This is a genomic window from Actinomadura monticuli (assembly GCF_041463655.1).
Taxonomy (GTDB): Bacteria; Actinomycetota; Actinomycetes; order Streptosporangiales; family Streptosporangiaceae; genus Spirillospora; species Spirillospora monticuli.
The window spans coordinates 1-23,631 of record NZ_JAXCEI010000016.1; the positions used below are offsets into that span (position 1 = coordinate 1).

At 74.0% G+C, this 23,631-nt stretch carries 19 protein-coding genes and 1 rRNA gene; 8 read left to right on the forward strand and 12 right to left on the reverse strand.

Going from position 1 to position 23,631, the window contains the following annotated elements:
* The first annotated feature begins 5 nt into the window (after positions 1-5).
* Positions 6-122: ribosomal RNA gene (rrf, locus tag SM611_RS29455) — 5S ribosomal RNA — on the forward strand.
* A gap of 113 nt (positions 123-235) precedes the next feature.
* Here rrf and SM611_RS29460 read toward each other — a convergent pair.
* The gene (locus SM611_RS29460) at positions 236-850 is read right to left on the reverse strand and encodes a TetR/AcrR family transcriptional regulator (protein WP_371953565.1); all 615 of its coding nucleotides are present in this window, start codon (positions 848-850) and stop codon (positions 236-238) included.
* Between the two features lie 101 nt (positions 851-951).
* Here SM611_RS29460 and SM611_RS29465 point away from each other — a divergent pair, with 101 nt between their 5' ends.
* The 5 genes from SM611_RS29465 (at position 952) to SM611_RS29485 (ending at position 8,786) form a co-directional block, all read left to right on the forward strand.
* A complete protein-coding gene (locus SM611_RS29465; RefSeq protein ID WP_371953566.1) occupies positions 952-2,667 on the forward strand; it encodes an acyclic terpene utilization AtuA family protein in 1,716 nt (571 codons plus the stop codon).
* Positions 2,664-4,256 (forward strand): acyl-CoA carboxylase subunit beta, encoded by a 1,593-nt coding sequence (locus SM611_RS29470; RefSeq protein WP_371953567.1) that lies wholly within the window; start codon positions 2,664-2,666, stop codon positions 4,254-4,256. Before SM611_RS29465 ends, SM611_RS29470 begins: the two co-directional genes overlap by 4 nt.
* Before the next feature lie 8 nt (positions 4,257-4,264).
* Positions 4,265-6,229, forward strand: a complete 1,965-nt coding sequence (locus SM611_RS29475) for an acetyl/propionyl/methylcrotonyl-CoA carboxylase subunit alpha (RefSeq protein WP_371953568.1) — start codon at positions 4,265-4,267, stop codon at positions 6,227-6,229.
* Positions 6,226-7,380 (forward strand): acyl-CoA dehydrogenase family protein, encoded by a 1,155-nt coding sequence (locus SM611_RS29480; RefSeq protein WP_371953569.1) that lies wholly within the window; start codon positions 6,226-6,228, stop codon positions 7,378-7,380. The genes SM611_RS29475 and SM611_RS29480 overlap by 4 nt, the downstream gene beginning before the upstream one ends.
* 89 nt (positions 7,381-7,469) lie before the next feature.
* Positions 7,470-8,786: an RDD family protein gene (locus SM611_RS29485; RefSeq protein ID WP_371953570.1), complete on the forward strand. Its 1,317-nt coding sequence runs from the start codon at positions 7,470-7,472 to the stop codon at positions 8,784-8,786.
* 47 nt (positions 8,787-8,833) lie between these two features.
* Here SM611_RS29485 and SM611_RS29490 read toward each other — a convergent pair whose 3' ends face one another.
* The 4 genes from SM611_RS29490 to SM611_RS29505 all read right to left on the reverse strand — a co-directional run bounded on the left by SM611_RS29490 (position 8,834) and on the right by SM611_RS29505 (position 13,635).
* Positions 8,834-9,400, reverse strand: a complete 567-nt coding sequence (locus SM611_RS29490) for a P-loop nucleotide/nucleoside kinase family protein (protein ID WP_371953571.1) — start codon at positions 9,398-9,400, stop codon at positions 8,834-8,836.
* Positions 9,397-10,455, reverse strand: coding sequence for an enolase C-terminal domain-like protein (locus tag SM611_RS29495; RefSeq protein WP_371953572.1), 1,059 nt, complete (start codon positions 10,453-10,455; stop codon positions 9,397-9,399). Before SM611_RS29495 ends, SM611_RS29490 begins: the two co-directional genes overlap by 4 nt.
* Before the next feature lie 62 nt (positions 10,456-10,517).
* On the reverse strand, positions 10,518-12,008 hold the full coding sequence (locus SM611_RS29500) for an LCP family protein (protein ID WP_371953573.1): 1,491 nt from the start codon (positions 12,006-12,008) through the stop codon (positions 10,518-10,520).
* A gap of 190 nt (positions 12,009-12,198) precedes the next feature.
* On the reverse strand, positions 12,199-13,635 hold the full coding sequence (locus tag SM611_RS29505) for a GuaB1 family IMP dehydrogenase-related protein (RefSeq protein ID WP_371953574.1): 1,437 nt from the start codon (positions 13,633-13,635) through the stop codon (positions 12,199-12,201).
* 721 nt (positions 13,636-14,356) lie between these two features.
* On the opposite strand from SM611_RS29505, the gene SM611_RS29510 reads away from it, so the two are divergent.
* Positions 14,357-15,271, forward strand: a complete 915-nt coding sequence (locus SM611_RS29510) for an Lrp/AsnC family transcriptional regulator (RefSeq protein WP_371953575.1) — start codon at positions 14,357-14,359, stop codon at positions 15,269-15,271.
* A 66-nt stretch (positions 15,272-15,337) separates the two neighbouring features.
* Here SM611_RS29510 and SM611_RS29515 read toward each other — a convergent pair whose 3' ends face one another.
* The 5 genes from SM611_RS29515 to SM611_RS29535 form a co-directional block, all read right to left on the reverse strand.
* Positions 15,338-16,930 carry a Na+/H+ antiporter gene (locus tag SM611_RS29515; RefSeq protein WP_371953576.1) on the reverse strand — a complete coding sequence of 531 codons (1,593 nt, stop codon included), beginning with the start codon at positions 16,928-16,930 and terminating at the stop codon, positions 15,338-15,340.
* A 63-nt stretch (positions 16,931-16,993) separates the two neighbouring features.
* Positions 16,994-17,866, reverse strand: coding sequence for a LysR family transcriptional regulator (locus SM611_RS29520; RefSeq protein WP_371953577.1), 873 nt, complete (start codon positions 17,864-17,866; stop codon positions 16,994-16,996).
* 87 nt (positions 17,867-17,953) lie between these two features.
* Entirely contained in the window at positions 17,954-19,516 is a 1,563-nt protein-coding gene (locus SM611_RS29525) for an MFS transporter (RefSeq protein WP_371953578.1), read from the reverse strand.
* Positions 19,516-19,779, reverse strand: a complete 264-nt coding sequence (locus SM611_RS29530) for a ubiquitin carboxyl-terminal hydrolase 14 (protein WP_371953579.1) — start codon at positions 19,777-19,779, stop codon at positions 19,516-19,518. Before SM611_RS29530 ends, SM611_RS29525 begins: the two co-directional genes overlap by 1 nt.
* 32 nt (positions 19,780-19,811) lie before the next feature.
* A complete protein-coding gene (locus SM611_RS29535; RefSeq protein WP_371953683.1) occupies positions 19,812-20,846 on the reverse strand; it encodes a GDP-mannose 4,6-dehydratase in 1,035 nt (344 codons plus the stop codon).
* Between the two features lie 177 nt (positions 20,847-21,023).
* On the opposite strand from SM611_RS29535, the gene folP reads away from it, so the two are divergent.
* Entirely contained in the window at positions 21,024-21,863 is an 840-nt protein-coding gene (gene folP / locus SM611_RS29540; RefSeq protein ID WP_371953580.1) for a dihydropteroate synthase, read from the forward strand.
* Here the strand turns inward: folP and SM611_RS29545 are convergent.
* Together SM611_RS29545 and SM611_RS29550 are read right to left on the reverse strand one after the other, a co-directional pair.
* The gene (locus SM611_RS29545; RefSeq protein ID WP_371953581.1) at positions 21,860-22,417 is read right to left on the reverse strand and encodes a CGNR zinc finger domain-containing protein; all 558 of its coding nucleotides are present in this window, start codon (positions 22,415-22,417) and stop codon (positions 21,860-21,862) included. The two genes, folP and SM611_RS29545, sit on opposite strands and share 4 nt — an antisense overlap.
* 360 nt (positions 22,418-22,777) lie before the next feature.
* Positions 22,778-23,350 carry a hypothetical protein gene (locus SM611_RS29550; protein WP_371953582.1) on the reverse strand — a complete coding sequence of 191 codons (573 nt, stop codon included), beginning with the start codon at positions 23,348-23,350 and terminating at the stop codon, positions 22,778-22,780.
* Positions 23,351-23,631: the final 281 nt, after the last annotated feature.

The window sequence follows — 23,631 nt, forward strand, 5'->3', positions numbered from 1 at the left end:
AGACGTTCGGTGGTTTTGGCGAAGGGGAAACACCCGGTCCCATCCCGAACCCGGAAGTTAAGCCCTTCAGCGCCGATGGTACTGCATGGGAGACTGTGTGGGAGAGTAGGACACCGCCGGACTCATATTGCAGAAAGGGCCCCGCCGACACCGGCGGGGCCCTTCCTCATTTCACCTGTACAAGGACCTGGGATGGAGGTGGGCGGCGCATCCGCCCGGCCGGTTGCGGGGGGCGTCAGCGGGCCGCGGCGAGGGCCGTGTCGAGGGTGGCGGCCCACTGGTTCAGGAGGCGGGTGCGGCGGGCCGAGTCGTCGGTGAGGAGATCGGCGAGCCCCAGGCCGCGGACCAGGTCGAGGGTCGCCTGGACGGTCTCCCGGACGCCGGGGACGCGCTCGTCCGCGCCGAGGGCCTCGACGGTGAGCCGGTGCGCCTCGCGTCCCACGCGGGTCTCCAGGGGCACGACCTGCGCGCGGAGCTGCTCGTCGGAGGCGGCCGCGACCCAGAGCTGCAGCGCGGCGCGGAACAGCGGGCTCGTGTACATCTCGCCGAGCAGCGTGACGACGTCCAGGGTGGACGGGCGGCGGCCGGCGCGGACGGCGAGGCGTTCGCGCATCTGGGCCATCCGCACCTCCGAGCCGTACCCGACCGCCGCGGTCACCAGCTCCTCCCGCGTCCGGAAGTGGTGCTGGGCGGCGCCCCGGGAGACGCCCGCGCGCTCGGCGACCACGGCGACCGTCGTCCCCGCCCAGCCGACGGAGGCGAGGCAGTCGATGGCGGCCTCCAGGAGCCGGCGCCGGGTGGCGCGGCTGCGGTCCTGCTGCGGTTCGCGGGGGAGTGCCTGGGCGGTCATGGATTCCTTGGCTCGACGGATACTCCAGTGAACCAAATGGCCCCCGCAGAAAACAATCATGCGCGATTGATTTTTTCGGTCCGGGCTGGCAGGGTTCAGCCATGAGCCAACCGTTGCGGGTCGGCAACGCCTCGGGCTTCTACGGCGACCGCTTCTCGGCGGTGCGGGAGATGCTGGAGGGCGGGCCGCTCGACGTCCTCACCGGCGACTACCTCGCCGAGCTGACGATGCTGATCCTGGGCCGCGGCAGGATGAAGGACCCGGACGCCGGATACGCCGCCACCTTCCTGCGGCAGATGGAGGAGTCCCTCGGGCTCGCCGTGGAGCACGGCACCGCGATCGTCGCCAACGCCGGCGGGCTCAACCCGCGCGGGCTCGCGGAGCGGCTGCGCGAGCTGGCGTCCCGGCTCGGCATCGAGGTGCGGGTCGCCCACGTGGAGGGCGACGACCTGCTGGGGCGGGCCAAGGAGCTCGGCCTGGCGGACTCCCGCCACGGCGCGCCGCTCACCGCGAACGCCTACCTGGGCGCCTGGGGGATCGCCGAGTGCCTGCGCGCCGGCGCCGACGTGGTGGTGACCGGCCGCGTCACGGACGCCTCGCTGGTGGTGGGCCCGGCCGCCGCGCACTTCGGCTGGGCGCGGGACGACTGGGACGCGCTGGCCGGCGCGACCGTCGCCGGGCACGTCCTGGAGTGCGGGACGCAGGCCACCGGCGGCAACTACGCCTTCTTTGAAGAGATCTACAATGTAAAGGACCCGGGTTTCCCGATCGCCGAGATCCATGCCGACGGCTCCAGCGTGATCACCAAGCACGACGGGACGGGCGGCGCCGTCACCACCGAGACCGTCACGGCGCAGCTCCTGTACGAGATCGGGGGGCCGTCCTACGCCGGGCCCGACGTGACCACGCGCTTCGACACGATCGAGCTGGCGCAGGACGGGCCCGACCGCGTGCGGATCAGCGGTGTCCGCGGGACCCCGCCGCCCCCGGCCACCAAGGTGTGCCTGAACCACCTCGGCGGCCACCGCAACGAGATGACCTTCGTCCTCACCGGACTCGGCGTCGAGGCCAAGGCGGAGTCGGTCAAGGCCCACATGGCGGCCGCGTTCGGCGACGCCGCGCCGGCCCGCGTCGAGTGGACGCTCATCGGCACGGCCGCGCCCGACGCCGCCACTCAGGGGGAGGCCACGGCCCTGCTCCGGTGCGCCGTCCTCGACCCGGACCCGCACAAGGTCGGCCGCGCCTTCAGCGACGCGGCGGTGGAACTGGCCCTGGCCGGCTACCCGGGCTTCACCATGACGTCCCCGCCTGGCAAGGGCGGACCGTACGGGGTGTACACGCCCGCGTACGTCGCGAACGAGGCGGTCGACCACGTCGCCGTCACCGCCGGCGGCGCGCGCACCCGCATCCCGCCCGCGCCGGTCACGGCCGCGCTGCCCGCCGCCCCCGTGACCGCGGACGACCCGCGTCCCGTCCCACCTGGCCCGAGCGCCCGCCTCCCCCTCGGACGCGTGGCGGGTGCGCGCAGCGGGGACAAGGGCGGGGACGCCAACATCGGCGTCTGGGCCCGGACGGACGCCCAGTGGCGCTGGCTGGAGCCCTTCCTCACCGTCGGACGGCTGTACGAGCTGATGCCCGAGACCAGGGAGCACACCGTCCACCGGCACGTCCTGCCCAACCTCCGCGCGGTCAACTTCGTCGTCGAAGGGCTGCTGCAGGAGGGCGTATCGGCCTCGACCCGGTTCGACCCGCAGGGCAAGGCCCTCGGGGAGTGGCTGCGGTCCCGCCTCGTCGACATCCCGGAGGCAGTCCTTTGACCCTGAAGAGCACCCTGGACGCGCGGAGCCCCGAGTACCGGGAACGCCGCGCCGCCATGCTGGAGAAGCTGGCGGCGCTGGACGCCGAGCACGCGAAGGCCCTCGAGGGCGGCGGCGAGAAGTACGTCGCGCGGCACCGCAAGCGCGGCAAGATGCTGGCGCGGGAGCGCATCGAGCTGCTGCTCGACCCCGACTCGCCGTTCCTGGAGCTGAGCCCCCTCGCCGCGTGGGGCAGCGACTTCCCCGTGGGCGCGAGCGTCGTCACCGGCATCGGCGTCGTCGAGGGCGTCGAGTGCGTGATCGTGGCGAACGATCCGACGGTGCGGGGCGGGTCCAGCAACCCGTGGACGGTGAAGAAGAGCTTCCGGGCGTCCGACATCGCGCTGGAGAACCGGCTGCCGCTCATCAACCTGGTCGAGTCGGGCGGCGCGGACCTGCCGACGCAGAAAGAGATCTTCATCCCGGGCGGGCGGATGTTCCGGGACCTCACCCGGCTGTCCGCGGCGGGCATCCCGACGATCGCGCTGGTGTTCGGCAACTCCACGGCCGGCGGCGCGTACATCCCGGGCATGTGCGACTACGTCGTCATGGTCAAGGAGCGCGCGAAGGTGTTCCTCGGCGGGCCCCCGCTGGTGAAGATGGCGACGGGGGAGGAGGCCGGAGACGAGGAGCTCGGCGGCGCGGAGATGCACGCCCGCGCGTCCGGCCTCGCCGACTACATGGCCGCGGACGAGGCCGACGCGCTCCGCCTCGGGCGCCAGATCGTCAAGAACCTCAACCACCGCAAGCTGGGCCCGGCCCCCGGGAAGGCCGAGGAACCGCTCTACGACCCGGAGGAGCTGGCCGGGATCGTCCCCGAGGACCTGAAGGTCCCGTTCGACCCGCGCGAGGTCATCGCCCGGATCGCGGACGGTTCGCGGTTCGACGAGTTCAAGCCCCTCTACGGGACGAGCCTCGTCACCGGCTGGACGCGCGTCCACGGCTACCCGATCGGGGTGCTGGCCAACGCGCAGGGCGTCCTGTTCGGGGACGAGGCCCAGAAGGCGGCGCAGTTCATCCAGCTCGCCAACCAGAGCGACACCCCGCTGCTGTTCCTGCACAACACCACCGGCTACATGGTCGGCAAGGAGTACGAGCAGGCCGGGATCATCAAGCACGGCGCCCTGATGATCAACGCGGTGGCCAACAGCCGGGTCCCGCACATTACGATCGTGATGGGCGCCTCGTACGGGGCGGGCAACTACGGCATGTGCGGCCGCGCGTACGACCCCCGGTTCCTGTTCACCTGGCCGTCCGCGAAGTCGGCGGTGATGGGTCCGCAGCAGCTCGCCGGCGTCCTGTCGATCGTGGCGCGGCAGGCGGCGGAGGCGCGCGGCCAGGCCTACGACGAGGACCAGGACCGCGCGATGCGGGAGATGGTCGAGGCGCAGATCGAGGCCGAGTCACTGCCGTTCTTCCTGTCGGGGCGCCTCTACGACGACGGCGTGATCGACCCGCGCGACACCCGCACCGTCCTCGGCCTGTGCCTGTCCGCCGTCCACAACGCGCCCGTGCGCGGAGCCGACGGCTTCGGCGTCTTCCGGATGTGAGAGCGCAGATGATCAAAAGAGTGCTGGTCGCCAACCGCGGCGAGATCGCCCGCCGCGTCCTGCGGGCCTGCCGGGACCTCGGCATCGGGACGGTCGCCGTCCACTCCGACCCGGACGCGGGCGCGCCCTACGTCCGGGAGGCGGACGCGGCGGTGCGGCTGCCCGGCGCGTCCCCAGCCGAGACGTACCTGTCGGTGGAGAAGGTCCTGGACGCGGCGCGCCGCGCCGGCGCCGACGCCGTCCACCCCGGCTACGGGTTCCTGTCGGAGAACGCGGCGTTCGCGCGGGCCGTCGCCGACGCCGGCCTCACCTGGATCGGGCCGCCGCCCGCCGCGATCGCCGCGATGGGCTCCAAGATCGAGGCGAAGAAGCTCATGGCGGCCGCCGGGGTCCCGGTGCTGCCCGAACTGGACCCGGCCCGGGTCACCGCCGCCGACCTGCCGCTGCTCGTCAAGGCGTCCGCGGGCGGCGGCGGACGCGGCATGCGGATCGTCCGGACCCTGCCCGAGCTTCCGGACGCCGTCGCCGGCGCCCGCCGCGAGGCCGAGTCGGCGTTCGGCGACCCGACCGTGTTCTGCGAGCCGCTGCTGGAGGACGCCCGCCACATCGAGGTGCAGATCATCGCGGACGCGCACGGCGTCGTCTGGGCGCTCGGCGAGCGCGAATGCTCGATCCAGCGGCGGCACCAGAAGATCGTGGAGGAGGCGCCGTCACCGGCCGTCGGGCCCCCGCTGCGCGCCGAACTCTGCGAGGCGGCCGAGAACGCGGCCCGCGCCATCGAGTACGTGGGCGCCGGGACGGTCGAGTTCATGCTCGCGCCGGACGGCCGGTTCTACTTCCTGGAGGTCAACACCCGCCTGCAGGTCGAGCATCCGGTCACCGAATGCGTGTACGGGGTGGACCTCGTCCGCATGCAGATCGAGTACGCCGAGGGCGGCGCCCTCCCGGACGGAGGCGTCCCCGAGCCGCGCGGCCACGCCATCGAGGTCCGGCTGTACGCCGAGGACCCCGCGCGCGACTGGCGCCCCGCCAGCGGCACGCTGCGCACCTTCGAGGTGCCCGGCGTGGACGCCGAGTTCGCCGTCCCCGCGGCGTACGGGGTGCGGCTCGACAGCGGCGTGGAGAGCGGCGCCGAGGTCGGCGTCCACTACGACCCGATGCTCGCCAAGGTCATCGCGTGGGCGCCGACCCGCGCCGGCGCCGCGCGCCGGCTCGCCGCCGCACTGCGCGGCGCGCGCGTCCACGGCCTCACCACCAACCGGGACCTGCTCGTCCGGATCCTGGAGGAGCCGGGCTTCCTGGACGGCGGCACCGACACCGGCTACCTCGACCGCGTCGGCCTCGGCACGCTGGCCGCGCCGCTGGCCGACGAGGCCGCGGTGCGCGTGTCCGCGCTGGCCGCCGCGCTCGCGCTGGCCGCGGCGGACCGGTCCGCCGCCACGGTGCAGCGCGGGCTGCCGTCCGGATGGCGCAACGTCCGGTCCCAGCCGCAGCGCCGGACGTTCGACGGCCCCCACGGGACGATCGACGTCGACTACGACCTGCGCCGGGACGGCCTGGCCTCCGAGCTGTGCCCCGGCACGTCGCTGATCGGCGCGACGCCCGACCGGGTCGTCCTCGACGCCGGCGGCCTCCGCGAGACCTTCGCCGTCACCGTGGACGGGGACGCGGTGCACGTCGACTCCCGCCTCGGCCCGGTGACGCTCACGGCCGTCCCGCGCTTCGCCGACCCGAGCGATCAGATCGCCCCCGGATCGCTCCTCGCCCCCATGCCAGGGACCGTCGTCCGCGTCGAGACCGAACCGGGCGCGGGCGTCGCCGAGGGGCAGACCCTCGTCGTCCTGGAGGCGATGAAGATGGAGCACCGCATCGCCGCGCCGTCCGCCGGGACGGTCGCGGAACTCAACGTCGCCGCGGGGCAGCAGGTCGAGTCGGGCGCCGTCCTCGCCGTCATCGAAGGGACCACCGGATGAGCTTCGTCGAGACCGAGGAGCGGCGGGCACTGCGCGCGGCCGTCGCCGAGCTGGGCGCGAAGTACGGCGCCTCGTACTACGTGGAGAAGGCCAAGGCCGGGCAGAAGACCGACGAGCTGTGGGCCGAGGCCGGGCGGCTCGGCTACCTCGGCGTCAACGTGCCCGAGGAGTACGGCGGCGGAGGCGGCGGCATCGGCGACCTCGCCGCCGTGTGCGAGGAGCTGGCCGCCGCGGGATGCCCGCTGCTGCTGATGGTCGTGTCCCCGGCGATCTGCGCGACGATCATCGCCCGGTCCGGCACCGCGGAGCAGCGGGAGCGGTGGCTGCCGCGCTTCGCGGACGGCTCGGTCAAGATGGCGTTCGCGATCACCGAGCCCGACGCGGGCTCCAACTCGCACCGCATCACCACCACCGCGCGCCGCGACGGCGACGGCTGGGTGCTGAATGGGCAGAAGACGTTCATCTCGGGCGTCGACGAGTCGGACGCCGTCCTGTTCGTCGCCCGAACCGAGGACCAGAAGGGCAACCTGCGGCCGTCGCTGTTCATCGTCCCGGCGGACGCGCCCGGCTTCGCCCACACCCCCATCGACATGGAGATCGTTTCGCCGGAGAAGCAGTTCATCTGCCACCTCGACGACGTCCGGCTGCCGTACGACGCCCTCGTCGGCGACGAGGACGGCGGCCTGCTGCAGCTGTTCGCCGGCCTCAACCCCGAGCGGATCATGGCGTCCGCGATGGGCGCCGGAATCGGGCGCCTCGCTCTCGGCAAGGCCATCTCCTACGCCCGCGACCGGCAGGTGTTCAGGACGCCCATCGGCGCGCACCAGGGCCTCGCGCACCCGCTCGCCGCCGCCAAGATCGAGCTGGAGCTGGCGCGGCTGATGGGGCAGAAGGCCGCCTGGCTGTACGACGAGGGCGACGACACGGGTGCGGGCGAGGCCGCGAACATGGCCAAGTACGCCACCGCGGAGGCCGCGATCCACTGCGTCGACCAGGCCATCCAGACCCACGGCGGCAACGGCCTCACCACCGAGTACGGCGTCGGCATGCTCGCCGGCGTCGTCCGGCTGATGCGCATCGCCCCGGTCAGCCGCGAGATGATCCTCAACTTCGTCGCGCAGCACTCGCTGGGCCTGCCCAAGTCCTACTGAGCGGAGCGGTGGCGGCGGGGGACCGCGCGTCCTACACTCCTGACGGTCCGAGCTAGATCAACACCACAGCGCGAACCCGAGGGACTCCCGTGTACGGTCCTCCGCCCGTCCCCCCGCCCGCTCTGCCCCCGCCCGGCGCGCTCGTGGAGCCGCCCGGCGCCCCGCCCCGCGGGCGGCGCCTCGCGGCCTGGGGCATCGACACCGCCCTGCTCGCCGGCGCCGCCGTCCTCCTCGGCATGATGACCTGGGGGCGGCTGAACGGCCTCCTCGGGGACGGTTTATGGGGCGACGCCCTGTCGGCGACCGGCGGGCTCCTGCTGTCCGGCGGCGACGTCCAGAAGGCCGCGGAGGACTTCGGCATGGGCCTGTGGCGGGACGTCGTCGCCGCTGTCGAGCAGGCATTGCTCCTGCTCGTCCTGATCGAGTTCCTCCACCAGTTCGCCGGTCAGGCCCTCGCCGGGAGGACCGTCGGCAAGGCCGCCCTCGACCTGCGCGTGGACAACGTGAGGTCGGCCAAGTCCCGCGCGCTGCGCCGCTCCCTGATGACCACGGCGGGCGGCACCGGCCTGTACTGCACCGCCTGGATCCTGCTGCTGCACGGCCTGTTCTTCCTCGCCCTCGTGATGTGGCTGGCCGCCGTGGCGGTGTTCCTGGCCAACAGCGCGCCCGCTCTCGTCGGTGCCCGCCGCCGCACGCTCGCCGACGTCGTGGCGGGCACCGCCCTGGTCCGCGCCGGCGCGTACCGGCGCGCCGCCGAGGCCGCCCGGCAGGGCGTCGGCGCCGCCTGGGACGGCACCCAGGCCGCCGGACAGGTCGCGGGACAGGCCGTCCGCGACAACGCCCTCCGCCTGGCGCAGGCCGAGCAGGTGCGCCGCGCCGTGGAGTCCGAGCGCGCCCGGCAGATCCAGGACGTCGGCCGCCAGTCCGCGGAACGGTTGCGCGGCGCGGTGACCGGCGAACGGGCCCGGCAGGCGCAGGACGTGGGGCGGCGCGTGGGCGGGCGCCTCAAGAACGCCTACCAGGAGCGGCGGGCCGCCCGCGGCCGGCCCGAGACGCTCCCGCCGGCGCCGCGGCCCGCGGCCCTGCCGCCGCCCCAGCCGCAGTTCGGCGAGCACCCGTACGCGCAGCCTGATCCGTACGCGCAGCCCGGCCAGCCCGCCCCGTACGCGCAGCCCGGCCAGCCCGCCCCGTACGCGCAGCCCGGCCAGCCTGACCCGTACGCGCAGCCCGGGCAGCCTGACCCGTACGCGCAGCCCGGCTCATACGCGCAGTCTGACCCATACGCGCAGCCTGGCCCGCATGCGCAGCCCGGCCCATACGCGCAGCCCGATCCGCATGCGCAGCCGTACGGCGCGTGGCAGCCTCCCGCCGACCCCGGAGAACCGCCCGCCGCTCCGTCCCGCTGACCCCGCGACGTCCCGGCGGAGGCCCGTGCCGGGCCTCCGCCGGACGCTCATGCGAGCAGGGCGTCCAGCTGGGCTTCGAGCGGCACCGGCGCCGAGACGCGGTTGTCCAGGGCGATGTGCGGCACCGGGGGCGGCTCGTCCGGGCGCATCCGGGCCGTGAACGCCTCGAACGCGGCCAGCTTGGCGGTGTCGCGAGGCGAGCCGCGCTCCTCCAGCCGGCGGCGGAGCGTCCCGGCGTCCGACCGGATCCAGACGAGCCGGACGGGCGGCCCGCCCAGCTCCGCGGTCCACTCCGCCCAGCGGGACGCGTCCCTGATGTGCCCGGTGAACGGCCCGCTCAGCAGCACCGGGCAGCCGTGCGCCCGGATCTCCCCGGCCGTGGCGGTCATGCCCGCGTACTCGTACCGCTTGACGTGCTCGTCGTACCAGGCGCCCTCGCGCTCGCCCGGGTCGCGGGAGGCCGCGGCGAGGGTCGCCGCCACGAACGGCCCGTACATCGTGTCCTTGTCCAGCAGCGCGGGGACGGGACGCAGCCGCCGCAGCAGCAGCCCGGCCACGGTCGACTTGCCGGAGCCGGGCGGGCCCGCCACCACCCACACGGGGGCGGGCGTCACGTCGTCAGGCGCATCCGGCGGGTCGCCAGCCGCTCGATGCGCTCGTCGTCGATCTCGTGGCCGAGGCCCGGCTGGGTGAGCGGGACGCCGACGACGCCGCCGGACGAGCGGACGGGCGGCGTCACGAACACCGGCCCGCCCGCCGGGTCGGACACGTCGCTCGGCAGGGTGCAGCCCGGCAGCGCGGCGAGCGCGACCGCCGCGGCCTGCCCGATACCGAACGCGCCGGTCCCGCTGCACCACACGTCCCAGCCCGCCGCGTACGCCAGGTCGTGGGCGCTGCGCGCCGCGGTCAGCCCGCCGAGCAGGTCCAGCCGCAGATGCAGGGCGCGGCCCGCGTCCAGCGACAGGGCGGCATCCAGGGTCTCCAGGTCGCCGACGGCGGGGGCGACGGCGGTGCCCACCCGCAACTGGAGGCGGGCGTGCGCGGCCAGGTCGCCCGCCGGGAACGGGCGCTCGACCGCCGCCAGGCCGTAGGCGTCCAGCGCCTCCAGGGCCGCGAGGTGCTCGGGCGACTCGGTGTAGGCGTGCCCCGCGTCGGCGACGAGCGCCAGCGCCGGGTACACCTGCCTGATCGCCCGGACCGGCTCGACGTCCCAGCCGGGGCGGACGTCCAGGGTGACGCGGGTGTGGCCCGCTCCAACGACCTTGTTGACGCGGGCCGTGATCGTGTCGAGCGCCGGTTCCGGGCTGATCCGCGCGCCCGTCACGATGGACGTGCGGGTGCCCCCGAGCGCGTGCGCGAGCGGCAGGCCCCGCGCCCGGCACCACAGGTCCCAGCAGGCCGTGTCGACGGCCGCGGCGGCCTCGCTGGCGCCGAGGTCGGCAGCGGCGGACACGTCCTCGGGCCGGTCCCAGTCGAGCCCGATGAGGGCGGGGGCCATCCGCGTCTCGAGATCCGCCCACGCCGCGCCCGGGTCCGCCGCCCCGCCCGGGACGGCCATCTCGCCCCAGCCGACCGCGTCGACGCCGGTGACGCGGACGAGCACGCTCTCCGGCCGCCGGCCGCGCGGCATCGCCACAAGGTAGGCGTCGCAGCCTTGGATCAGAGGCACCCGCACCCGCCCTTTCGCAGAGGTCGTCTCCCTCTATGATCCACCCGGCCGGACCCGCCCCGTCACGGGCAGCTGGCCTCCAGCGACACCGGCTTGGTGTCGGGCTTGGGGGACGACGTCCCGTCCGGCGCGCCGGGGGACTCGCTGCGCGTCGGGTCCGGGGAGGCGCTCGGGGATCCGCTCGCGCCGCCGCTCGGGGGCGCGCTCACCGCGCGCGGGTCGCTGTTGACGGCCTCAGACGCCAGCTTGCGGATCAGCTTGAAGTCGGGGTTGCCCGTGTAGATCAGCGGAGGCACGAACTGCAGGCTCCTGATCTCCGCGCCGTTCTTGACCTTGTTGGACAGCTTCACCAGCGCGGGCAGCAGCTCCTGCGGGATGTCGGTGGCGAGGGTCCGCTTGGCGGCGGCGGCGAGCTTGTCGAAGCTGGTGAGGACGGTCTGCGGGTCGGCCTGCTCGGCGATCGCCCGCATCAGGCACTTCTGCCGGCTCATCCGGACGTAGTCGCTGCTGTTGGTGCGCGACCGGCCGTACCAGAGGGCCTCCTTGCCCTTCAGGGTCCGGTAGCCGGGCTGCAGGACGGCGCCCTGCAGCCCGTACGGGATCGGCTCGGTGACCTTGATCTTGACGCCGCCCATGGCGTCGACGATGTCGGCGAAGCCGAACATGTCGACCAGGATGTAGTAGTCGACGCGCAGCCCGAGGACGCCCGCGATGGTGGCCTTCAGCAGTTCGGGGCCGCGGTGGTTCTTCGGGACTCCGGGCACCACGTCCGGGTGCTGCTCGGCGTACTCGTACACCTCGTTCAGCAGGCCCGGGTTCAGCGGGCCGTCGCCGGTGAAGCCGTAGGGGAACCGGTCGCGGGCCGGGCCCGGCGGCATCGGGAAGCGCTCCAGGTTGCGCGGCAGGCTCAGCAGCACCGTGTCGCCGGTCTCGGTGTCGACGCTGGCGACCGTCATGCTGTCGGTGCGCACCCCGGTGCGGTCGGAGGCGGAGTCGCCGCCGAGGAGCAGGATGTTGACGCGGGCCTGCCCGTTGAACGGGTCCTCGGTGTCGACGTGCTTGCCGTTCTCGCTGCCGGTGCGGAAGATGCTGGTCAGCGCGTCCCGGTAGACGTAGGTGCTGTGCGCCGACCACGCCACCGGAACGCCGACCGCGAAGCACAGCACGGCGACGGAGGCGGCGCCGAGCGCCCTCGCGCTGATCGACATCCGCAGCGGCCGCAGGATCTGGTACGAGCGGATCACCACGAGGACCCACAGCACGCCGAGCGCGACCAGCGCGGCCGACAGGCGCTGCAGCACGTCCGGCTGGACGGCGAGGTGCAGCAGGTCGGAGCGGTACACGGTGACGGCGGCCGCCGCCACCGCGGCGAGCGCCACGTACAGGGCGAGCAGCAGGGAGCCGGCGACCCGGCGGCCGGTGACGAAGTGGGCGACGCCCCAGACCAGCGCGGACGCGAGCGTCAGCGCCAGAGCGCGGGGGAGACCCCGCGCCCCGCCGGAGGGACCGTCCCCGCCCCCGTCCCGGGCATGCCGACTCGACGACCGACCCATGTACGCTCCGATTCCCACCCACGGTGATTTAAGCCCCGGCTCACATTATGGACGCGCGGAACCGGGCAAAGGTTGCGTGGGAGTCGACCGCATGCGAGCGGGTGATGCCTCTGGGACAGATAGTGCCCAGGATAGGGAATCCGGCCTCGTTTGGGGAGCCCGCGATGATCGAAAACCGTCCGGCGGGGCTTTACCAACTCGTGGACAGCGGCATGCCCTCGACGAAGCCGGACGGGTTCTGGATGCCGACCGTGGCCCGCTCGTGGAACTCCTCCAGCGTGCGGGCGCCCGCGTAGGTGCACGAGCTGCGCAGCCCCGCGACGATCTGGTCGATCAGGTCCTCCACGCCGGGGCGCCGCGGGTCCAGGAACATCCGGGACGTGGAGATGCCCTCCTCGAACAGGGCTTTGCGCGCGCGGTCGAACGGGGAGTCCTCGGCGGTGCGCAGCCGCACGGCCCGCGCCGACGCCATCCCGAAGCTCTCCTTGTAGAGCCGCCCGTCGGCGGCGCGCTGCAGGTCGCCCGGCGACTCGTAGGTGCCGGCGAACCAGGACCCGACCATCACGTTCGCCGCGCCGGCCGCGAGGGCCAGGGCCACGTCGCGCGGATGCCGGACGCCGCCGTCCGCCCACACGTGCCGGCCGAGCCGGCGCGCCTCGGCGGCGCACTCCAGGACGGCGGAGAACTGCGGGCGCCCCACCCCCGTCATCATCCGGGTCGTGCACATCGCGCCGGGGCCGACGCCGACCTTGACGATGTCGGCGCCCGCCTCGATCAGCTCGCGGGTGCCCTCGGCGGTGACCACGTTCCCCGCCACCACGGGGACGGCCGGGTCCAGGCCGCGGACGGCGGCGAGCGCGCTCAGCATCTTGGCCTGGTGGCCGTGCGCGGTGTCGACGACGAGGAGGTCGGCGCCCGCCTCCAGCAGCGCCTTGGCCTTGCCGGCGACGTCGCCGTTCACGCCGACCGCGGCCGCGATCCGCAGCCGGCCGGCGCCGTCCACGGCGGGCTGGTAGAGGGTGGCGCGCAGCGCGCCGGTGCGGGTGAGGACGCCCGTGAGCCGGCCCTCGGCGTCGACGACGGGGGCGAGCCGGTGGCCGCGGTCGTGCAGCCGGTCGAACGCCGCCCGCGGGTCCACGCCGGCGGGCAGCGTCACCAGGTCGCGCGACATGATGTCGCGGAGCTGCGCGAACCGGTCGACGCCCTGGCAGTCGGCCTCGGTGACCACTCCCACCGGGCGGTCGTCCTCGACGACGATCACGGCGTTGTGGGCGCGCTTGGGCAGCAGCGCGAGGGCGTCCCCGGCCGTGCTGCCCGGGTCCAGCCGGATCGCGGTGTCCACGACCAGGTCGCGCCCCTTGACCCAGCCGACGACCTCGGCGACGACCTCGGCCGGGATGTCCTGCGGGAGCACCGCGAGCGCGCCGCGCCGGGCGACGGTCTCGGCCATCCGCCGGCCGGACACGGCCGTCATGTTGGCGACTACGAGCGGGATCGTCGTCCCGCTGCCGTCCGCGGTGGACAGGTCGACGTCCAGGCGCGACCCGACCGAGGAACGGCGGGGGACCATGAAGACGTCGTTGTAGGTGAGGTCGTGAGCGGAACGCTCACCGTTCAGCAGGTGCACGGCTGTACTACACACCAATCGCGGATCCGGAGTGGCTGGGCCACCGTACATTGTCGGCCATACCCGGCGATGGTCCGGACAAGCCCTCCCGGAAAGGCCGCACCGGGCCGTACCCAGGGGTGATGACTGTGTGTCCCCCCGGCGCGACCGGCCGGTCCGCGGCGATGTTCCCGCCTTCTTCCTGGCATAACGAAAGTGAACCGCCGGACCCGGTGGAAAACGGTGCAACGTAGGGCTTGGCTCTCTGTAAAGTTACCTCTTGACGTAACTGCGCCCACGATGCACTTTTTTTACATGTGTCTCACGCGGACGGCGGAACCGCCGTAACGGGCGTGACAGCAGAACACCGGGAGAAGCGCATGCAGGTCACGCACTTGGGCCCGGTCAGCCATGCCCGCCCGCGCCGCCCGCCGTGCCGGCCGCGCGGCGCCGGGCGTGCGGCGGGGCCCGGTCCCCGCCCGGGCGCCCGCCGGGGTGACCGGCGCCACCCCGCCCGCCCGCCGCCCCGCGGTGCGGCCCGGCCCGCGCGGCAGCGTTGTGTTGCCGCAGCGGTTTTCGCGGCGTCGGAAACGTCGCCGCGCCGAACCGGTCGCCGACGCTTCGACGGCCGACGGGCAGGGCGAACACGAGCAAGATCAATATTTGACGTCATACCGTCCTGAAATGGAATGATCTTGCAGTTGCTGGCAAAACGATTCATCACATGTCGAGGAGGAGAGCCGTGCTGGATGCGGTCGACGCCGTGCTCGTCCGCGAGCTCCAGCGGGATGGCAGGGCGACGTTCCAGGCGCTCGCCGATCGCGTCGGGCTTTCCCGCACGGCCGTGCGGGCACGGGTGCAGCACCTTCTCGAAACGCAGGTCGTCCGCGTCGTCGGCATCGTGCACGCCGCCGTGGTCGGCGCGGAGGCGATCGGGCACGTGTCGGTCACCGTGGACGGCTCCGCCCGGGAGGTGGCCGCGGCCATCGCCGAGCGGCCCGCCGTCAGCTTCACCGCGCTGACCGCCGGCCCGCACGACCTGGTCGCGCAGGTGCGCACCCGCGACGACGCCGCGCTCGCGGCCGAGGTGGACCACATCCGGTCCGTCCCCGGCGTGCGCGCGGCGGAGGTGTTCCGCTCGGTCGCCACCGTGCGCGACACGCACTCGGTGGTGCGCGAGCTCGGCGAGGTCAGCCTCGACGGCATCGACTGGCGGCTCCTGCACGAGCTGCAGCGGGACGGGCGCGCCCCCTACACCCGGCTCGCGCACGTCATCGGCCTGTCGCAGGCGGCCACCCGCGCCCGGGTGGTGCGGCTCATGCGCACCGGCGTCATCCAGGTCACCGGGCTGGCCGACCCGCTCGCCCTCGGCGCCGCCGAGCTCGGCGGGTTCGGCCTGGTGGTGACCGGCGGGCTGCGCAAGGTCGCGGAGGCCGTCGCCGCCCAGGACGGCGTCCGCTACCTGGCGACGGGCTTCGGCCGCTACGACATCGTCGGGCAGGCGGAGGCGGCCTCCCGCGCCGAGCTGGTGGCCGTGCTCGACGCCATCAGGTCCGTGCCCGGCGCGACGGTACTGGAGTCCTGGCACCACCTGGACGTGGTGAAGGAGTCCTACGCCGTCGAGCTGCCCGAGCACCCCCTCAACGGGTCGGTCTGACCGGTCCCGGCGTCCCGGCCACGGCGCCCGCCGTGGCCGGGACGGCATCCGCCCGCGGGGGCGCCGCTAATCGCGGTTGAGGGCGACCTCCTCCAGGTCCAGCTCGTGCATGACGCGGGTCAGGACCTCGTCGTCGATGCGCCGCTCGTCCCGCATGCGGACGAACACCACCCGCTCGGCCATCAGCATCTCCCGCCGCAGCCGCCGGTACGTCGCCGTCGGGACCTCCTCGCCCTCCGGGCCCGTCCCGCCGCCGAGCCGCTCCCAGGCGCGCAGCTGGCGGTGCTCGGCGAGCTGGCGGAGCCGCTCCACCACCGCCTCGTCCAGCCGCTCCTCGGCGTTCAGCTCCTCCAGCCGGTCCAGCGCCGCCTGGGCCGCCGCGTGCTGGGCGCCGGCCTCCGCGACGGTGTCGGTGTAGCGCTCCCGCTCGCCGCCGATGCGCAGCGCGCGGATCAGCGCCGGGAAGGTCAGCCCCTGCACCAGCAGCGTCCCGAGGACGGTCGTGAACGTCAGGAACAGGATGAGGTCGCGTCCGGGGAACGGGCCGCCGGCCGCGCTGAACGGGATCGCGGTCGCCGCGGCGAGCGACACCACCCCGCGCATCCCCGCCCACGACACCACCGTCAGGCCGCGCCAGCCGAGGCTCTCGCGCGACCGCTCCCGCCGCGACAGCAGCCGCGGGAGCCGGGAGGCGGGGAACACCCACGCGAAGCGCGCGGCGACGGTGACCGCGAAGACCGCGACGGCCCACCAGGCCAGCTGCTGCCAGCTGCGGTCCGACAGGCCGTGCACGACCGGCGGCAGCTGCAGGCCGATGAGCAGGAAGACGACCGACTCCAGCAGGAAGACCATGACCTTCCAGAAGGAGTGCCCGATCAGCCGGGTCACCGCCGCCGACTCGGTGGCCCGGTGCCCGAGGTACAGGCCGCTCACGACCACCGCGATCACGCCGGAGGCGTGCACGCTCTCGGCGATCAGGTAGGCGGCGAACGGCGCCACGAGCGCGACGCCGTTCTCCACCAGCGGGTCGCGGAGCCGCGTCCGCAGCCAGTGCAGCGGCGGCCCCAGCAGCAGCCCGACGGCCGTCCCGGCGGCCGCGGCGAACAGGAACCTGCCCACGCCCTCCGTGAGCGTGAACCCGGCGCCGGTCGCCGCGATCAGCGCCACCCGGAACGCCGTCAGCGCCGTCGCGTCGTTGAACAGGCTCTCGCCGACCAGCACCGTCACCGTCCGGCGCGGCAGCCCGAGGCGCTGCGCGACGCTCACCGCCGCGACCGCGTCCGGCGGCGCCACGATCGCGCCGAGCACGAACGCCGCGGACAGCGGCAGGCCGGGGACGAGCAGGTGCGCCGCGTAGCCCACGGCGAACGTGGTGAACAGCACGAGCCCCACCGACAGCAGCCCGATCGACCAGACGTTGTCGCGCAAATTGCTGTAGGAACTCTGCCAGGCCGCCGCGAACAGCAGCGGCGGCAGGAACACGTACAGCACGAACTCCGGGTCGAGCTCGAACTCGGGGACCCCCGGGACGAACGACAGGCCCAGCCCGGCGATCACCAGGATCAGCGGCGCCGGAAGCCCGATGCGCCGCGCCCCCGCGGCCACCATCAGGGCCGCCACCGGTACTGCCAGCAGCCAGAGTGCGTGCGTCGTCTCCACTCGCCAGATCATGACATGACCGGCGTGGGCCGGTGTGCGGCGCGGGTCGGTGTGCGGCGCCGGTCAGTGGGCGTCGCGCCCGGCCTCCTTGGCGAAGGTCAGGAAGTCGCGGGCGGCGGGCGGCAGCTTGCGGTGCGCGTGGACGAGCCCGATCATGCGGGTGATCGGCGGCATGAACGAGCGGACCGTCACGCCCTCGGTGTCCTCGATCTGGTTGCGGTACCACAGCAGCGAGCCCATCCCCGCGCGGACCCAGCCGAGCCACGCGCCCCGCTCGTCGGACTCGATCGCGGCGACCGGGGTGGCGCCGGCGCGGCGCAGCACCGCGTCGATCTCGGCGCGCCGGGCGGTGCCGCGGGCGGGCAGCACGAGCCGCATGCCGTGCAGCGCGGCGGGCGGCACCGGCTCGCGGACCTGCAGCGCGGGCGGCGAGATCAGCACGACCTCGCGCTGCTCGAACGGGTGCGCGGACATGTCGCCGGGGACCGGCAGGTCGGTGAGCGCGAGGTCGGCGCGGCCCGTGCGCAGCGCCGACGCGACCTGGTCGCGGTCGTCGCAGCGGACCACCCGGACCCGGACGGCCGGCTGGTGGCGGGCGAAGCGGGGGACGAGCCGGCCGGTCAGCTCCGGCTCCAGCGACGCGGTGACGGCGATGCGCAGCTCCGCGCCGCGGCCGTTGGCGCGGGCGACGGACAGCCCCTCGATCGCCTCGACGGCGTCCAGCGCGACACGGGCCTGCCGGACGACCTGCTCGCCGACGGGGGTGAGGACGACGCCGCGGCCGGACCGGGCGAACAGCTCGACGCCGAGCTCGCGCTCCAGCTCGCGGACGGCCCGCGACAGCGCGGGCTGGGCGACGTAGAGAGCCTGGGCCGCCGACGTCATCGTGCCGTGGTCGGCGGTCGCCACGACATAGCGCAGCTGCCGCAGATTCATGTGCCGACCGTATGCCACCGAACCGCTGCGGTCCTGGACATAGCCGGAATCGGCCCGCGGAATCGTCCCGGACGGGCGGGCGGGCGGTCAGGCGCGCGGGCCCTCCGCCGGGCCTCCGGCGGAGGGGACGGTCTCCGGCTCCGGCTGCAGCTGCGGGGCGCCGACCGCGCAGTGGCTCCTGCACTCCGGCGCCACCGTCTCCCCGGACGGGGTGCGCAGCGCGTCGTCGCCGATGGTGAGGAAGCTCAGCACGGCCCCGGCGGCGAGCAGCGCCGCGCACACCGCCATGGAGATCCAGAAACCGCTGGAGAACTTCGCGGGATCGTCGAAGGCGTCGCCGGTCAGCCCGGCCAGCGGCGGGATCGCCGCCACCGCCAGCAGCCCGGCGGCCCGCGCCACCGCGTTGTTGATGCCGCTGGCCACGCCCGCGTGCCGGGCGTCGGCGGTGGCGAGGACGGTGGCGGTGAGCGGCGCGACGACCGCCGACAGCCCGAGCCCGAACACCAGCACGGCGGGCAGCACGTCCCGCACGTAGGACGCGTCCTCCCCGATCCGGCCGACGAGGAGCATCCCGGCGGCCGCGACCAGCAGCCCGGCGGTCATCGGCAGCCGGGGCCCGATCTTCTGCGCCAGTGCGCCCGCCCGCGACGACAGCAGCAGCATCAGCACGGTCACCGGCAGCAGCGCCGTGCCCGCCGCGATGGGAGAGAACCCGGAGACGACCTGGAGGTTCACCACGACCAGGAAGAACAGCACGCCCATCCCGCCGTACATGAGGAACGTGACGACGTTGACGGCGGAGAACTGCCGCGAGGAGAACACGCCCATCGGCAGCATGGGCTGCGGCGCCTCCCGTCCCGGCCGCGCGCCCGGCAGGCGGCGGCCCCTGCCGCGCGCCCGCTCCAGCAGCACGAAGGCGACGGCCGCGGCGAGGCCGAGCACGGCGGCGGTCCCGATCACCGGCGGCGGGGCGCCCCCGCCCGGCGCCTCGGTGAGCGCGTACGTCGTCCCGGCCAGCGCGAGCGCCGCCAGCACGGCGCCGAGCACGTCGAAGCGGCCGCGGGCGTCCGGGTCGACGGTCTCGGGGACGTGCCGCAGCGACACCAGCACCACGACGGCGGCGAGCGGCACGTTCAGCAGGAACACCCACCGCCACCCGGCCGCCTCCACCAGCCAGCCGCCGGCGAACGGCCCGACCGCCGCCGCGACGCCGCCGAACCCCGACCAGGCGCCGACCGCGCGGGGCCGGTCGTCGGCGGCGAACGACGCCTGGATGATCGCCAGCGATCCCGGGGTCAGCAGCGCCCCGCCGACGCCCTGCAGCGCCCGCGACAGGATCAGCATCTCGATGTTCTGCGCCACGCCGCACAGGACCGACGCCGCCGCGAACCACACGACGCCGATGAGGAACACCCGGCGGCGCCCGAACCGGTCGCCCAGCGACCCGCCGAGCAGGATGAACCCGGCGAGCGTCAGCGTGTAGGCGTTGATCGTCCACTGCAGGCCGGCCACGTCGGTGTGCAGGTCGCGGCCCAGGGCGGGCAGCGCGACGTTCACGACCGTGGAGTCGAGCAGTGCCACGCCCGACCCGAGCACCGTCGCCAGCAGGATCCAGCGGCCGGGCCCGCTGCGCAGCGGGACGTCCGGCATCAGACGATCAGTTCGTCGGCGAAGCACCAGCGCCAGTCCTCGCCCGGTTCGAACGACCGGACGATCGGGTGCCCCTCCTTCCGGTAGTGCGCGGTCGCGTGCCGCATGGGGGAGGAGTCGCAGCAGCCCACATGGCCGCAGCCGAGGCACAGCCGCAGGTGGACCCAGCGCGTGCCCTCCGCCAGGCACTCCTCGCATCCCTGCGGGGTGTTCGGGGCCGGGTCCACCGCCGGAACCGACTGCACATGCTCACAATTGCCCATATCTGCATCGTGCCACGCGGACGGTCAGCGGATCACCAATGGTCGGGGCTGAACGGCTCGTCCTCGGGGCGCGCGGACTCCGACAGCAGCCGCAGGTCCGACTCGACCATCATCGTCACCAGGCCCTCGAAGGTGATCTCCGGCTCCCAGCCGAGCTGCTCGCGGGCCTTCTTGGGGTCGGCGCACAGCAGGTCGACCTCGGCGGGCCGGGTGTACTTGGCGTCCAGGACGACGTGGTCCTCCCAGTTCAGGCCCGCCGTGCGGAACGCGAACTCCACCAGCTCCCGCACCGACTGCGTCTGGCCCGTTCCGATGACGTAGTCCTCGGGGGCGTCCTGGGCGAGCATCAGCCGCATCGCGCGGGCGTAGTCGCCCGCGTAACCCCAGTCGCGCCGCGCGTCCAGGTTGCCGAGGCGCAGCTCGGTGGCCAGGCCCAGCTTGATGCGCGCCGCGCCCAGCGACACCTTCCGGGTCACGAACTCGGCGCCCCGGCGCGGCGACTCGTGGTTGAACAGGATCCCGCTGACCGCGAACATCCCGTAGGACTCGCGGTAGTTCTGCGTGATGTAGTGCCCGTAGCTCTTCGCGACGCCGTAGGGGCTGCGCGGGTGGAACGGGGTCTTCTCGTTCTGCGGCGTCTCCCGGACCATGCCGAACATCTCCGACGACGACGCCTGGTAGAAGCGGATCTGCTCGCGGTCCGGCGTGCGGGACGGGCTGATGCCCGACACGACGCGGATCGCCTCCAGCGTCCGCAGCACGCCCATCCCGGTCACTTCGGCGGTGAGCTCGGCCTGCTGCCACGACATCGGGACGTAGGAGATCGCGCCCAGGTTGTAGACCTCGTCGGGCTGCACCCGCTCCACCGCCGAGATCAGGCTGCCCTGATCCAGCAGGTCGCCGGTGGTGATCTGCACGTCGCCGATGTGCTTGCGCAGCCGCGACACATGGGGGTTCGCCTGCCCCCGCACCAGGCCCCAGACCTCGTATCCCAGCTCAAGCAGATGCTCGGCCAGGTACGAGCCGTCCTGTCCGGTGATGCCGGTGATGAGTGCTCGCCTGGACAGCGGATCCTCCATGGCTGAAAAAAGTCCGATGTGGGCCCACCACGGGTGAACCCGTAACGAGCGTGATTTATGAGATTACCGACCACGCCGGGGTGATGACGAGGGAGGGCACCGTTTGAACCGAATTCACTTCTGGTTCGCCCGCCGGGGCGCCCCTGTGCCAACGTGGGACCCATCATGAGCTCTCCGGACGCGCCGCCGCTGCGGCTGAACGGGCGCGAGATCGGCCGCCACGCGATCATGGCCGTGGTGAACCGCACGCCCGACTCGTTCTTCGACAGGGGCGCCACCTACGGCTTCGGCGCGGCCCTGGACGCCGTCGGCCGGGCCGTTGCGGACGGCGCCGACATCGTCGACATCGGCGGCGTGAAGGCCGGTCCCGGCGAGGACGTCGGCGTCGACGAGGAACTGCGCCGGGTGGTGGACCTCGTCGCCGCCGTCCGCGAGCGGCACCCCCGCGTGGTGATCAGCGTCGACACCTGGCGCGCGGAGGTCGGCGAGGCCGTCGCCCGCGCCGGCGCGGACCTGCTCAACGACACCTGGGGCGGGCCCGACCCGCGGCTGGCCGAGGTCGCCGCCGCGCACGGCATCGGCCTGGTCTGCGCGCACGCGGGCCCCCTCGGCCCCCGCACCCGCCCGCACCGGATCGGCTACGGCGACGTGGTCGCGGACGTGATCGGTCACGTGACGGCCGAGGCGGAGCGCGCCGTCGCGCTCGGGGTGCGGCGGGACGCGATCCTCATCGACCCCGCCCACGACTTCGGCAAGAACACCCGCCAGTCGCTGGAGATCTCCCGGCGGCTCGGCGAGATGACCGCCACCGGCTGGCCGGTACTGGTCGCGGTGTCCAACAAGGACTTCATCGGGGAGACGCTCGGCCGCCCCGTGGACAGGCGCGGCGTCGGCACCATGGCCGTCCTCGGCGTGTCCGCCCTGCTCGGCGCCCGCGTCTTCCGCGTCCACGACGTTCCCGCGGCCCGCCGGGCCCTGGACGCGGTGTCCGCCCTGACCGGCTAGTGGGCCGCCTCGCGCTGGCGTGCGCGGTAGGCGGCCACGTGCATGCGGTTCCCGCACGTCCGGCTGTCGCAGTAGCGGCGGCAGCGGTTGCGGGACAGGTCGACCAGGACGCGCGAGCAGTCCGGCGCCTCGCAGGTGCGCAGCCGGTCCAACTCGCCGGCGGCCACGACGTAGGCCAGCGCCATGCCGCAGTCGGCGGCCAGGTGCTCGCCGAGCGGCGCGCCGGGCGCGAAGAAGTGCACGTGCCAGTCGTAGCCGTCGTGGTCAGTCAGGTGCGGGGTGGTGCGGACCTCGCCGACGATCTCGTTGATCCGGGCGACCGCGGCCGGCACGTCGCCGGCGCGGAACACCGCGTGGAACCGCTCGCGCAGGTCCAGCACCCGGACCAGGTCGGCCTCGGTCAGCTCGCCCACGTCGCTGAAGGCGTTGCGGTCCACGAAGGCGCGCAGGCCGGGCAGCCCGCCGAGCTCCTCGGCGCCGGACGTCCCCGCGCCGGTGTTGATCAGGTCGACGACGACGGCGAGCGCGTGCTCGGTGTCATGAGTGAAGATCACGATGACTCCAGTCTCGGGGGACCGGGGCGGTCGTGCTCCCGGCGCCGTCGCCGGGGCCGGAACGCGGCCCGTGGCCCCCACCATATGACGGCGGCCGGACGCGCCGGGGTCCGCCCCGGCGGCACGTGCCGGCGTGCCCGGCGGCCTGATCCGGCCGGAACGTTCCACCGGCCGGCGCCGCCCGCGACGCGTACCCGGCCCCGCTCGCGGTGCGGATCGCGGCGTGGTGGAGGACCCCGCCCGAGGCGGTGCTGTACGGCGAGGGGGGATCGGTATCGAGACGCTCCGGCTACATCCGCCGGGAACTCGACTTCGGGGAGCCCCTTCGGGGCCCGCGGGCCGCCGTCCCAGGGGCGCGGCTCAGCGCTCGTAGTGCGGGTCGGCGACGACGGGGTAGTAGGCGTCGGTGTGCTGGACCCGCATCGTGACGGCCGTCCCGTCCAGCGTGTAGTCGGCCTTCACCTGGCGGAACATCGAGTCGCTCGCCCACGGGTTGTAGAGCCGTCCCACGGTGGCGCCGTAGCGCAGGTGGACGACGTCGTAGCCGCCGGACGGCATCGACTCCAGGGCGAGGCCGTCGGCGAGGGAGACGGCGAAGCGGAACTCCGTCGGGGCGTCGGGGCCGTGGATCACGGTGAGCAGCCGCACCCCGCCGGCCGTGGTCTGCGCGACGATGTCGGTGTCGACGTCCACGCCGACGAACACCCGCAGGCTGGGGCGCAGCACCTGCGCGACCGTGTCGGCGGCGGTGGCGTCGATGCCGAGGTGGATGCGCTGCCCGTCCCTGGTCGGCACCCACACCCCGTCACGGGCCCGCTGGCCCCACGCGACGTCGGGGTTCTCCATCTCCTGCGGCTCGTTCTTGCCCCGTGCGACCAGAATCCTGGAGGCGGCGCTCATCGCCGCGGCAGCCCCGTCCCGTGCATGCCTCATGACGGGCCCCCTCGCCTTCTTTCATCACTCGCGTGACTTCGCGCTCGTCCTGGATTTACCACGGGTAAGGGCGACGGGGCGTCCCGTTGCCCTGCCGCTGGTCGATTAGTGACGTTCGCCCCGTGCGTCGTTGGACCTTACACCACCCTTATCCGCCCCGGTCGGGCCGGGCGGGGAACCTTCGCGCGGTCTTTCCCGGCCGTCCCCGCCAGGGGTGACGGTGCGCGCCCGCCCCCTCACGCAGAGGGCCGCGGCCCGCCCGGTGATCGGACGGGCCGCGG